At 71.7% G+C, this 12,691-nt stretch carries 10 protein-coding genes; 5 read left to right on the top strand and 5 right to left on the bottom strand.

What is annotated here, in order from left to right; genetic code table 11:
• Window positions 1-37 precede the first annotated feature (37 nt).
• From Q2K20_RS09635 to Q2K20_RS09615, 5 genes are read left to right on the top strand one after another with little or no spacing between them, the layout of a single operon-like run.
• Window positions 38-1,144 (top strand): iron-siderophore ABC transporter substrate-binding protein, encoded by a 1,107-nt coding sequence (locus Q2K20_RS09635; RefSeq protein ID WP_159148478.1) that lies wholly within the window; start codon window positions 38-40, stop codon window positions 1,142-1,144.
• Between the two features lie 5 nt (window positions 1,145-1,149).
• Window positions 1,150-2,274: a FecCD family ABC transporter permease gene (locus tag Q2K20_RS09630; protein ID WP_269502650.1), complete on the top strand. Its 1,125-nt coding sequence runs from the start codon at window positions 1,150-1,152 to the stop codon at window positions 2,272-2,274.
• A complete protein-coding gene (locus Q2K20_RS09625) occupies window positions 2,271-3,362 on the top strand; it encodes an iron ABC transporter permease (RefSeq protein ID WP_317176780.1) in 1,092 nt (363 codons plus the stop codon). Before Q2K20_RS09630 ends, Q2K20_RS09625 begins: the two co-directional genes overlap by 4 nt.
• Before the next feature lie 44 nt (window positions 3,363-3,406).
• Window positions 3,407-4,243 carry an ABC transporter ATP-binding protein gene (locus Q2K20_RS09620; RefSeq protein ID WP_313313321.1) on the top strand — a complete coding sequence of 279 codons (837 nt, stop codon included), beginning with the start codon at window positions 3,407-3,409 and terminating at the stop codon, window positions 4,241-4,243.
• Window positions 4,240-5,178, top strand: a complete 939-nt coding sequence (locus tag Q2K20_RS09615; protein ID WP_096905605.1) for a siderophore-interacting protein — start codon at window positions 4,240-4,242, stop codon at window positions 5,176-5,178. The genes Q2K20_RS09620 and Q2K20_RS09615 overlap by 4 nt, the downstream gene beginning before the upstream one ends.
• 6 nt (window positions 5,179-5,184) lie before the next feature.
• Here the strand turns inward: Q2K20_RS09615 and Q2K20_RS09610 are convergent, their stop codons facing one another.
• The 5 genes from Q2K20_RS09610 to Q2K20_RS09590 are packed head-to-tail and all read right to left on the bottom strand — an operon-like array spanning window position 5,185 to window position 12,644.
• Window positions 5,185-5,928, bottom strand: a complete 744-nt coding sequence (locus Q2K20_RS09610; RefSeq protein ID WP_317176779.1) for a phosphodiesterase — start codon at window positions 5,926-5,928, stop codon at window positions 5,185-5,187.
• A gap of 16 nt (window positions 5,929-5,944) precedes the next feature.
• Entirely contained in the window at window positions 5,945-7,150 is a 1,206-nt protein-coding gene (locus tag Q2K20_RS09605; RefSeq protein ID WP_269502657.1) for a Wadjet anti-phage system protein JetD domain-containing protein, read from the bottom strand.
• 1 nt (window position 7,151) lies between these two features.
• The gene (locus tag Q2K20_RS09600; protein WP_269502659.1) at window positions 7,152-10,472 is read right to left on the bottom strand and encodes an ATP-binding protein; all 3,321 of its coding nucleotides are present in this window, start codon (window positions 10,470-10,472) and stop codon (window positions 7,152-7,154) included.
• Window positions 10,462-11,157 (bottom strand): DUF4194 domain-containing protein, encoded by a 696-nt coding sequence (locus Q2K20_RS09595; RefSeq protein ID WP_269502661.1) that lies wholly within the window; start codon window positions 11,155-11,157, stop codon window positions 10,462-10,464. The genes Q2K20_RS09600 and Q2K20_RS09595 overlap by 11 nt, the downstream gene beginning before the upstream one ends.
• Window positions 11,157-12,644, bottom strand: a complete 1,488-nt coding sequence (locus Q2K20_RS09590; RefSeq protein WP_317176778.1) for a DUF3375 domain-containing protein — start codon at window positions 12,642-12,644, stop codon at window positions 11,157-11,159. Before Q2K20_RS09590 ends, Q2K20_RS09595 begins: the two co-directional genes overlap by 1 nt.
• Window positions 12,645-12,691 lie beyond the last annotated feature (47 nt).

The following is a 12,691-nucleotide window of genomic DNA, read 5'->3' as shown; positions in this document are numbered from 1 at the left end:
TCGGGCCGGGCGACGTTCCACACCAGACGGAGACCCCATGACCGCACCCGCTACACGATCCCGGCTGACGCTCGACGGACCTGACGGCCCCGCGCTCCCTCGGGCCCGGGCGGTCCTCGTGGCCCTCGCGGCCTTCGCGGCGCTCCTGGCCGTGCTGGCCGGGTGCTCGACCGGCGCCGTCGGCGACGGCGGGGACGCCGGCGCGGGAGGCGAGGTCGAGCGGCAGGGCGAGTTCCCCCGCACCATCGCGCACGCCTACGGCGAGACCGAGATCCCGGAGGCGCCCCAGCGGGTGGCCACCATCTCCTGGGTCAACGCCGACGTCTCCCTGGCGTTGGGCGTGGTTCCGGTGGGGATGCCCCGCAACTCGTTCGGCGCCAACGCGAACGGGTCCACCGACTGGTTCGACGCGGAGCTGGAGGAGGTCGGCGGTGACATGCCGACGCTGTACTCCGAGACCGACGGAATCAACACCGAGGCGATCGCCGCCCTCGAGCCGGATCTCATCCTGGGTGTCTACTCCGGGATGACCGAGGAGGAGTACGAGACCCTCTCGAAGATCGCCCCCACCATCGCGATGCCGGAGGGCGACGTCGCGTTCGGCACCGCGTGGCAGGACTCAACCCGGCTGATCGGCGAGGCCCTCGGTCGTTCCGAGGCCGCCGAGGAGCTCATCACGGACGTCGAGGGGCAGATCGATCAGGTCGCCTCGGACAACCCGGGAATCCGCGACACGACCTTCATCTACGGCACCGTCGACCCCGACGCGGCGGAGAAGATCTACGCCTTCACCGACGTCGACAACCGCCCCCGCTTCCTCGAGCAGCTCGGGATGGTCCAGGCGCCGGTCGTCGCCGAGGCCTCGAGCGGCTCGCCCGAGGAGTTCGCGGTGACCTGGTCACCCGAGCGCGCCGACGAGCTGGTGTCCGACATCCTCGTCACCTACGCCACCTCCCCGGAGGTCCGCGAGGCCATCGAGTCCGACCCGCTGCTCGGGCGCATCCCCGCGGTCGAGGCCGGGCGGATGGTCGTCCAGACCGACGAGCAGCAGGTGCTCTCGATCTCCGCCTCGTCGCCGCTGAGCCTGCCGTGGGCGCTGGAGAACGTCGTGCCCGACATCATCGCGGCGGCAGAGCAGGCCTGAGAAGCGTGACCAGCCCCGCGACGAGCACCGCCGACCCGCCTGTCCTCCCGGCGGGCGGGTCGGCGGTGCCTGCGGTACCGACCGTGCAGCGGCGCCACCGTGTCGTGATCGGCACGGTGGCCTCGTCGACGTTGCTCGTCGCGGGCGTGGCACTCTCGCTGTTCGTGGGAGCGCGATCCGTCGACCCGACGGTGGTGTGGTCGGTGTTGGCGGCGCTCCCGTCGCAGGTGTTCGCCGGTGACCTCATGGCCACCCTCGCCCCCGGTTCGGGTACCGGGATGGACGAGGTGGTGGTGGCCGCCCGGGTTCCCCGCACGATCACCGCGATCCTCGTGGGGGCCGCGCTTGCTGTGGCGGGCGCCGGGCTCCAGGGCGCCACCCGCAATCCGCTCGGCGACCCGGGCCTGCTCGGGCTCACCGCGGGCGCCGCGCTCGGCGTGGTGCTGGGGCTGGCCCTCGCGCCGGCCGCCGGCCCGTCCGCCGTCGCGTTGTTCGCGGTCGTCGGTTCCCTGGCCGCGGGCATGCTGGTGGTCGGCGCCGGCCGACTCGGAGCCGACTCGGGCACCGGACTCGTCCTCGCCGGGGCCGCCGTCACCGCAGGGTGTACCGCGGTGACCTCCTCGCTGGTCATCGCCCTTCCCGGGGTCCTCGACCGGTTCCGCTTCTGGGGCCTGGGCTCGGTGGCCCGCGCGTCCGCACCCGAGATCGGTGCCGCCGCGCCGTTCATCCTGCTGGGGCTCGCCCTCGTCCTGGCCGGCGCGGCCACCCTCGACGCCCTCGCGCTCGGCGACGACCTGGCCCGCGGGCTGGGAGTGGGACCCGTCGTCGGGCGCGCCGTGGTTCTGGCAGGTGTGGTGATCCTGTCCGGGGTCGCTACCGCGCTCGCCGGCCCCATCGCCTTCCTCGGACTGCTCGTGCCGCACCTGCTGCGGCGGCTGGTGGGGGTGGGCAACCGCGTCGTCCTGGGCCTGTCAGTGATCGTGGGGCCGGTGGTCCTGCTGTTCGCGGACACGGTCGGGCGTGTGGTCGCCCCGCCCGGGGAGATCGCCGTCGGGGTGATGACCGTGGCGATCGGTGTGCCGTTCCTCATCGCCCTGCTCCGCGCGAACCGGGGGGTGGGCGGCTCGTGAGCCCCGACGTCCTCGACCGAACGGCCGGCCCCGCCAGTGGCGCCTCGACCCACACCGAGCTCGCCGAGACCGAGCAGATCGTCAGCCACCTGTCGTCCCGCCGCCGCAGGCATGCGGGCCTCGTCGTCGTCGGCCTCGCGGTCGCGCTGGTGACGGTGATGGCGGTTCGCGTGCTGCTGGGTCGCTACATGGTGACCATCCCCGACTTCGTCGCCATCCTCGGCGGGGCGACGATCCCCGGTGCCACGTTCGTGGTGATGGAGGACAAGCTGCCGCGTGCGGTCCTCGGCGCGCTCGCCGGCCTGGCGTTCGGCGCGTCCGGCGCGCTGTTCCGACGCGTCCTCGGCAACCCCCTGGCCAGTCCAGACATCCTCGGGATCTCCCACGGCGCCTCCGCCGGGGCCGTGGCCGGGATGGCGCTGTGGGGGCTGCGCGGCGTGGGGGTCGTACCCGCCGCGCTGCTGGGATCCGCCGTCGCGCTCGCGATCGTCCTGGCGGCCTCCGCCGGTCGGCGCACCGGGATCGTCGGCCAACGCTTCCTGCTCGGCGGTGTGGCCGTCGCCGCCCTCGGCACCGCGGTGGTCACCCAGCTCATCGCGCGGCTCCCGCTGACCGGAGCCCAGGAAGCGGCGGTGTGGACCGTCGGCTCGCTGTCCGGGGCGTCGGGGGAGCGCATCGCCTGGCTCGCCGTCGCGCTGGTGGTCCTGCTCCCGCCGGGGATGTGGCTGCACGCCGCGCTCCGGCCCGCCGAGCTGGGGCCCGAGCTCGCCGTCGGCCTCGGGTCCCGCCCGGTCCCCACCCGTGCTGCCGCGCTGGGGGTGGGGAGCCTGCTCGCCGCCGCCGCGACGGCGGTGGCCGGCCCGCTCGCGTTCGTCGCCCTGCTGTCCACTCCCGTCGCCGCCGCGCTCGGCCGCGGACGCCCGCGCATCGGGGCGGCGGCGTTGACCGGCGCCGTGATCGTCGTGGCCGCGGACATCGTGGCCTCAGAGGCGTTGGGCACCGTCGACCTGCCCACCGGCGTGGTGACCGGCGCACTGGGCGCCCCCGCCATGCTGTGGATCCTCCTGCGTTCGAGAAAGGTGGCCTGATGAGCATCCCCGCGCCCGTCGCGTCCGTGACCCCGGCCCTGCCCATGGACCTCGGCCCCGAACCCGACCCGGCCTTCCGCCTGCGCGGCCTGACCCTGGGATACGGAGCCGAGCCCGTCATCCGCGACCTCGACCTGGATCTCCCCGCCGGACGGACCACCGTGCTCATCGGTGCCAACGGCTGTGGCAAGTCCACGATCCTGCGGGCCCTGGGGCGCCAGCTGCGTCCGCTGTCCGGGTCGATCGAGACCGACGGGCACCTGTTGTCCGAGGTCGGGGCCCGCGCGCACGCGCGGTCCGTGGCGTTCCTGCCGCAGTCCCCGCTGGTGCCGGAGGGTCTCACCGTGGCCGAGCTCGTCGCGCGCGGCCGGCACCCGCACCGTCGGTGGTGGGGAGGGGGCGACGACGACGACACGGCCGTGGCCGAGGCGTTGGCGATGACCGGCACCGCCGAATTCGCCCACCGGCGGGTCGACGAGCTGTCCGGCGGCCAACGGCAACGCGTCTGGGTCGCACTCGTTCTGGCCCAGGCCACTCCCACCCTCCTGCTCGACGAACCGTGCTCGTTCCTCGACCTGGCGCACCAGCTCGACGTCCTGGATCTCGTACGCGACCTGCCGCTGCCGGCCGGCCACCGCGACCACGGCACCGGCCGCCGCACCGTGGTGGCGGTGCTGCACGAACTCAGCCTGGCCGCGCGGGTGGCCGATCACCTGGTGGCGGTCGCCGAAGGCGGCGTGGTCGCCGCGGGCCCGCCCGGTCAGGTGATCACCCAGGAGACCTTGCGTCGCGTGTTCGACCTGGACGCCGACATCATCACCGATCCGGCCACCGGCCACCCCGTGGTGCTGCCCCGGGGACGACGAAAGGGGACCACATGACCGCTATAGCCGTAGAGGCACCGATCGTCGTCTCGGAGACCCGCGTCATCGACGCCCGTCTGCTGGGGGAGTCGTTCGTCCGCCTCGTGGTGGCCGGGCCCGGCCTGTTGCGGTGGTCCGCCGACGTGGTGGACCCGGGCACCGTCCGGGATGCCTACATCAAGGTCATCGTGCCCCCGCCGGGTGGCGGCGGAGCGATCCCCGACGCCGACGCGATCCGCGACTGGCTCGCTCTGCCCGAGGCCGAACGTGGCTGGATGCGCACCTACACCGTCCGCCGCGCGGACACCGTCGAACTGGACGGGGAACATGTTCCCGCACTGACGGTGGACATGGTTGTCCACCCCGGGGGCGACGAGGGGCCGGGATCCGCCTGGGCGCGGTCCGTACGTCCGGGCGACACCGTGCACATCGCCGGACCCGGGCGCGGGCACGCGCCGTGGGCGGCCTGGGCGCCCGGCCGCGCCGAGCGTGTCGTGTGCGCCGGTGACGAGACCGCCGCGCCGGCGCTGCTGGCGATCGCCGAGGAACTCGCCGCGGAACGGGCCACAGCCGGCTCGGTGACGCGGCGTCGGGTACAGATCATCGTTGAGGTGCCCACCCACCGCGATGCCGTGGCATTGGCAGAGAGTGCTCCCGACTTCGTCACGGTGCTGCCGAGGGAGGGGGAGCCCGGCACCGCGGTGGCCCGTCGGCTGGCGGGCGTGTTGGACCTGGGCGACGAGTGTGTGCGGACCGTCCTGGGTGGGCGCCGACCCGCGGAGCGCGAGTGGCAGCCGGCGACCGCCGTCTCCGCCGGCCAGCCGTATGTATTCCTCGCCGGAGAGGCGGGGCTCGTCCGTGCCATGCGCCGCCTCGCCGTGGACGCCGCCGGGGTGCCCAAGGAGGCCGTGGCGTTCATGGGGTACTGGCGGCGCGGCGCCGCGGAGTGCTGATCGGCCCTAGGCGCCGCGGTCGGCGGGCGGGTACGACGGGTCCCGCAGCGCCCTGAGGACATTCGGGTAGCGCGACCCGGGCAGACGGTTCCCGATCGGATCGAAGTGGAGGTTCTCGTCGTCGTCCTCCCACGAGTCCACCGTGATCCGGCCCAGCGTCTTCCACTTGCCGAGCGGTGTGGCGTGCTGCAGGGTCCACGTGCCGCCGTCGCCGGTGGGGATCGCGGCCAGGAGGAGCGGGCGACCGGCGATGAGCACCGGGAACATGGACGTCATGGTGCGGCCCATCGTGCGCCAGCCCGTGGTGAGGACGTACCGGCTCAGCGGGCCCGTGCCGGTGCTGGCCAGCAGGATGTCCACCGGCCTCTCGGCGTGGATGCGGACGGCCATCCCGCCGATATCGGGCACCGCGTCCGGCAGCCCCACCGCGCGGGAGAACCGGATCGTCGCCGGCCAGCGGCCCGTCACGTCCAGCAGGGACGACCCCGTGCGACCGACCCCGGTCACGCTCAGCGTGGCCTCGGCGATCACACCCTTGGGGTGCAGCGCCTTCGGGCGCGCGAGTCGCGCCACCGCGGCCACGGCGCCGAACGCGGACCCTGCCAGGCTGGACAGCGGGGCCGAGCGCAGCGCGACCTCCTTCGACTCCGTCGTGGTGGGCACGAGAGCGGAGGACCGGGGGGAAGAAGACTCGGCTGGAGAGCTCGCTGCGGCGTCGTCGCGGCCGGCATTCCGGGTGCGTCGGGACATGGCCCCACGATACGGGTCACTCCCAGGCTGCGCGGAGATGCGATATGGCCCAGTCCCAGGGGATTCGTTCCTGCTCGAGTCGGAGGTCCCCGGCGATTGTCAATTCCTCGAGCGCAGCGGATTCGTCCGGGGTGAGCCGCGTGGGCGCAGCACGGGTGGGCCTGGGGTCGGTCACGGCGAACTGTCGCCAGGCGGAGAACGTGTCGACATCCATGAGTGCACTAATCGCGTCGGGGGCGTGGTGTCTGAGTCGGTCGAGGATCGCGAACCCGTGCGAATCGAGGTCGCCCCAGTAGATGATGCGGGCGGTCAGGGCCCAGGGCAGCGCTGCGACAGCGTCGACTGCGAATCCCCGCCCGAACAGTGCGACGGCGCCGGGTAGAGGCGGGAGGGCGAGGAACGTGGTGAGATTCTCGACGACGACGAGGTGTTGCGGTCCCGTTCCGTCGTTCCAGAGCTCGGCCAGCTGATCGACCGGGCTCTCCACATCGCGCAGCGGAAAGGGGATCGCGGGGTCGAGGATCCGCATCCGGACGCGGAGGTCGGAGCGTTTGAGTCCCAGCCCGGAGACGATCGTCGATTCGTCGTGCGCTGCGCTGTCGCGACCCGACCGGGCGGCGTCGACGAGCTGCTCGACCAGACTGATGCGGGTTTCGATCCACTTGGTGTCGACGCCGGGAACCGCGACTTCGCGAGCTCGCAGCCCCTCGGTGGGATGCTCGAGCACCCATCGACACACGGCGAGCAGTCGCTCCATGTCCCGGTCGGCAAGCTTCTCCCAGAGGGGGGCCGTGGCGGCCGCGGCACGCCCGAGCGCTTCGGGGTCGGGACCGAGCTTCAGCACGTCTCCGGCCCGGCGGCGTAATTCCTTCCATCGGTCGGACTGCCCGGCGATCCGAGCGATCGCGTCGGCGCCTCGGACCTCGGCGCTCTGGGGGAGGGCGACCAGCCCGAACCCGGGCAGTCGGCGGTCCGCCCAGGTGACGCGCACATCGGGACCGTCGCAGCCGGATTCGACGTCCCGCCACCTCTCGATCCACTCCGAGGTGCGGGAGGGGTCCTCGGCGGCTCGCGTCGCGGTAGGGGCCGCGGTGGTGACGCGAACGACGTCGGCGGTTCCCTCACCAGGGTGCGCGATCCAATCGCGGTAGCGGCGGTTGAATCGGGTGGCGCAGGCACGTACGAGGTCGTCGGGTGAACGTGGCGACGTCCGGGCGGTCATGTCAGCCCCGGTCCCAGGTGACTCGTTCGATCCGGGACCGACTGCCGTCCTCGTTCCCCACCACTACCAGGCCCCCGATATATGGCTCCAGGGTCTGGAGCAGCTTGAGCGGGGTCGCCAGGACCATGTGGAACCCGAAGTCGGTGAACACGTCCATCGCGCGCCGGGTGTAGTCGGGGTCGGCCCGGTCGAACGCCTCGTCCAGGACGACGGTCCCGTAGCGGGGCACGTCGTCGTCGACCTCCGCCAGCTGGAACCGCAGCGCGGCGGCGAGGCAGAAGAACACCAGCTTCTGGGCCTGTCCGCCCGAGAGCCCCGAGGACGAGTCGTGGTAGTTGGTGGCTGCCCCGGACTCGTCGACCTCGACGCCGATGAAGCCCACGTGCCGCCTGGTGTCGAGCACCGTCTTCCTCCAGTGCTGGTCGCCCGCCTCGGCCGAACCGAGTCGGTCCAGGATCCTGGACATGACCGCGAAACCGGCCTCGGCGGCGTCGACGGTTCGCTTGTCGAGGGCACCGGACACCGCCTTCTCGAGATCACCGAGGAAGTCCGTGACGGTCTCGGAGCGTCGATCGCGTACCTGGATCTGCAGCCACCGGCCGGATTGGAACTCGGACCGTCGCAGGGAGTCGTTGACGGGCCCGATCTTGCTCTCGATCTCCGAGCGTGCGCGGCGGATGCGGCGGGCGAGCTCACCCAGGTTGCGGGTCTGCATGTCACCGATGAGCCCCAGGAAGCGGTCCTCGAACTCGGCCAGTCGGTCGCGCCGCAGCTGGACGAGCCACTCGACGGCTTCGCCGACGAACTCCGAATCCGGCCTGAGGTCCGACTTCTTCGCCGGCCAGAGTTCCAGGTACGAGGCGAGGATCGTGTCGATCCGTCGCGTGACACGTTGCAGATCCGCCGCAGTGGACGCCTGCTCGGTGGCGATCGCGCGCTCGGTGAGCTGGCAGATGTCCTGGACGTTGTCCGCGTTCAGGCGGCGGGTCGCGGTCGACAGCCGTTCGCGGATCCGGCGGGCCGCCGCCTCGTCGAGCTCGGATATGGCCTGACGGGCGAGCTCGGCGAGCCGGTTCTCCAGGGCCACCACGATGCTCGCGGCCACGGCACGGTGGCCGGTAGCGGAGTCGTAGTGGTCCTGGGCGCGCGTCTGGTCCTCCTCGGCAGTACGCAGTGCACGTTCCATCTCGGCGACCTCGGGGTGCTCCTGACGCCACCGCTCCAGACGATCGTGGGCGGCCTCGGCGCGCTGCTGCGCGGTCGTCGAGTCGATGTCCTCCCACCGCAGCCCCATGAGTGCGGAGGCCGCGCGACCGCGGGCGCGACGTTCGGCGTCGCGGGAGTCGAGCGTGCTCCACCGGCGCTCATGAGCCTCGATACGTGCCGAGATCTCGTCGCGGAGCGCGGTGAGGGCCTCGACCTTGGCATCGTCCATGCTGCCCAGCTGGAAGGCCGCCGGGTCGTCGATCCGCCGCCGGTCGTCCTTCTCGTACCTGGCGCCGCGCCGGATCAGGCCGTTCAGAGTGACGGCCCTGGGGTGGTCCTGTAGCTCGGCCGCGGTCTCCACGCAGGCGACGTCGAACTCTGTGGCGAGCCGGCGGTTGAGCCAGTGAAGAAACGGCCCGCGGGCCGGCCGGACCTTCCGGACCAGACTGTCCGGCCCGCTGCGCCGCGCCGCGGAGTCGTCGCCGTGGTCGACCACCTCGTACACCAGACGTGCCCCGAGGTGGATCGAGTCGACTGCGGCGGCGACCCGGACGTACAGGTGATCGGGGACGAGCATCGTGCGGGCGAATCCGGACAGGACCCGCTCGATGGCGGGCCGCCAGCGGGAATGCTCGGGCGGCACGTCGAGGAGCTCGCCCGCGAAGGGTAGCTCGCGGGCGCTGACGCCCGCGGCCTCGCAGATGAGCTCCCGGGCGGCCAACAACCGGGAGTCGATGTTCGACCGGTGACGGAGGAGAGCGGTCAGCTGCGCCTGCGCCAGGTCCAGCGAGCGTTGCTCCTCGTTGAGAGAACCGGCCACGTCGCGCAGGGTCGCTCGGTCGCGTTCCCGCTCGGCCTCCTGGTCCGCCTCCTCCCGCTCGAGATCCGCGAGCAATTCCGCGAAGTCCTCGGCGGTTGACGGGAGAGACGCTCCGAGGCGCCCGAGGTCCGCCGCGGCCCGCTCGCGCCGTGCCGAGATGTCGGCGGCGCGGTCGCGGGCGTGGCCCAGCTCTCGGGCGAGCTCGTCGCGGCCAGCGCCGGCGCTGCCCCTGAGCCGGGCGCGGAGATCCTCGGTCATCAGCCGCTCCGCGTCGAGACGGTCGCGGGCGGACGCCACGGTGGCCTCCGCGGCCACCAGTGCCCCACGGGCTGCGCGGAGTTCCTCCTCGACCAGCTCCGTCGTGACGGCTGCCTGGACCGCGGGGAAGGACTCGCTCTCGGCGTGCAGCTCGGCGGCCCGGTCTCGGAACCGGTCTCTCGACACCTTGAGATCCGCCAGCGGACTGAGGTGCGCGATCTGGTCGCGGACGTCGACGACCGACCGGTGCGCCTGGCGAAGCTCCGCGAACTGCTCCACCGCGCGGTCCGCGACGGCGAAGGTGCCCGGGACGTCCAGCATGAAGTCGCGGAAGAGCTGGTCGAGGCTGGACAGGGACTTCGCGGACAGGGTCCGGTGCAGTAGGAGCTGGGCCGACTCGGAGGCGATGCCGAGGCGGCGCCGGAACGCTGACGCGAACGCGGAGTAGCTGTCGTGGAACCGCACGTGCGACATCTCGCGTTTCAGCGCGCGCTTGTCGATACCGCTGCGGAGGTAACCGAACAGGTCCGGGAGCTCGAGCGGCTGGTCGGACGGGTGTTCGCCGATCCCGTGCAGACGCTTGACCCCGGTCGCGGAGTTGTCTCCGGAGCGGAGGTAGAGCATCAGAAGCAGGGTGACGCTGTGCCCCGTGCCGTCCGAGTAGGTCAGGGCGATCGCAGAGAACGTGGCCTTGGGCCGCAGGTAGACCGACGCGAGGTCACCCGACTCGGCGTCGGCACCCCGCCGCCAGGCACCGCGGATATAGGACACCAGGGTCCGTCCCGAGCCCCGCCCGGCTTCCTCTTGGGCGGCGGCGTTGAACCGCAGGTTCGCCGGCGGCACGAGTACGGCGGAGACGGCGTCGATGAGGGTGGACTTGCCGGAGCCGGACCCGCCGGTGACGAGGAATCCTTTCCTGGGCACCTTCACGTCGTGGTAGCCGTCGAGAGTTCCCCAGTTGCACACCTGGATCCGCGACAGCCGCATCTGGGCGGGGTGTTCGGGCGCGCCGGACAGCTGCAGAGCCTCAGTCATCATTGATGCCCTCGTCGTCGTCGAACAACGTCTCGTCCTGGTCGTCAGACCCGTCGCGCGCCTCGATCAGGGCACGGTACTCTTCGCGGATCCCTGCGACCACGTCGGCGTCGAACAGGTGACGGAGCACGGGGGAGACCTCCGCGCGGTTCTCGGTTTCGGTGTCGGACAGCAGCGAGTAGGACTTGAGCCGATTCCAGGAGGCGTCGAACTTGCGCGTGTACCGGGTCCGGTCCGAGTCGATGACCGAGCGATAGACGTCGATCTGTTCGGCGACGTCCTCTCGATCCACGATCACCCGCTCGCCCGGCTGCGCCACCGACAATTCGGACCGCAGGTGCAGGAGCAGGACGGTGTCCATATGGGACAGCGTCTCCGTTCGCAGCACAGCGGGAACCTCGACCCGGCCGCCGGTGTCAACCTGCCGGGTGAACGCGATCCCGGCGTCGTGGTCCAGCACGAGGTCGAGGAACACGTCCGCCAGCCGCGACCGGAGGGCGGGCTCGTCGGAGATCACTGCCGCCCAGATCTCCGGTTGGCGGTGGGCGTGGACCAGCGGGCCGGTGAGCAACCTGGCCAGCGCTCGTCGGGAGGCGAAGGACAGCGTCCCGGTATCGCCGGGCCACAATCCCTGCTCGGCCTGTTCGATGTCGGGTGGAACGTCGGAGCCGCCCACGTCGGGGGTCATCACAGGTCGTCCTCCAGTACGTGATCGGCCGTGAAGACCAGTGTGGGGATCCGGGCGCTGCGGACGGCATCGGAGCCACTAGTCCACCTGACGGTTTCGGTCGCAGTCGCCTCACCGGGAGGGGCCGTGGACCGTCTGGCCATGGCCAGATTCACCAGCCCGACGATACTGGCGACTCCCTGGGTGGCCGGGTGTTCGCTCAGAATCGTGGCAATCGATGACGGGCCACGCCTCGTCACCACGTCGCGCACGTGCGCGCGAAGCTCGGTCTCGTCGATCTCCGAGGCGCGTACGAGAGCGGTGAGCGCTCCGAGGTCCGCCGACCCCTCGTCGTGGTGCGTGACCTCCGTGGCAACTCGTTCCTCGCCCGGGTTCCGCAGGCGAAGCGCCCCGACCGAGCGGACCGACATGCCGATCCGGCGCAGCGGCACGGACATCCTAGTGTTCGGCCGTACGGCCCGTGCGGTGCTGGCCTCGGCCGCGGAGGCGCGAGCGGACCGGATGAGGGCCAGCATCCGCCGGTGCTCCACGTAGGCGTCGGTCGTGACGAAGTGTCGCAGGCTGCGTGACAGAGAGGTGAGCACCCCGTTGACTTCGGCGCCAGCGGTCTCCATCTCATCGAACAGTCCGCGGAGGCCGCGTCGGGCGGGCGCCGGAAGGCCCGTGACCTGCTGCCGACTCAGGATGTCGTCGATCCAGGTGTCGACGGAGGCGGAGCGCTCGGGATCGAGCAGTACCGAGTAGAAGGACGAGAAGCTACGGCCGGCCTCGGAGTCACCGATGAGGTCGACCCCGCCGAAGACTGCGTCGAGGACGTCGCCGCGGGCACCGTCCTGGTCGAGGAGACGACGTCGAAGATCCTGGTTGAGTGAGTCGAATTCAGCGCGGACGCGGGCGAAGTCCGCGGGGATGTCGTCCGCCCCCCGAAGGATCTCCGACACCTTCTCCGCGACCCGTTCCGGGCCCGCGAGATCCACCTCACCCTCCTCCACACGGGCGATGGCGGTATCGATACGGTCCCGTTCGCGGTGGAGGGCGGCCAATCTGCCCTGGACCGAAGGATCGGTCTCGCGGGCGAGATCCTCCAACTGCCGGGTGAGTGTCTCCACCCGGGACACGGTCAGCCCGCGCCGTGGCGTCTGCAGGCCGCCCAGGAAGTCCATCACCACCAGCGCGGCCTGGGTGGGCTCGAGCGTCTCACCCGTCGCGGCAGTCCCCGGCCGGCGGAGCATCCATCCGGCGTCCACCCAGGTACGCACATAGGACTGTGCAGTGCCGGGGGCCTCCGTGCCGACATCGCGTACGGCGGTCAGTGTCCGGTCCAGGAACTCGTAGAACTCGGACGAGGGGACACGCCTGGACGATCCCTCGAACACCTCACTCAGTACCGCGACGATCAACGGCCACAGCTGGCTCCGCAGCAGCGCCAGAGCAGGCGACTCGGCGCCGAGGCGGGAGAACGCGAGGTAGCGCGCGAGTGCGGACACGAGTTCATGGTGGCACGCGACACCGACACCACTCGTCCTGAGGTGGC

Origin of the sequence: Dietzia sp. IN118, assembly GCF_032905965.1 — a bacterium.
Taxonomy (GTDB): Bacteria; Actinomycetota; Actinomycetes; order Mycobacteriales; family Mycobacteriaceae; genus Dietzia; species Dietzia kunjamensis.
This window is presented reverse-complemented; position numbering and strand designations above follow the sequence as displayed.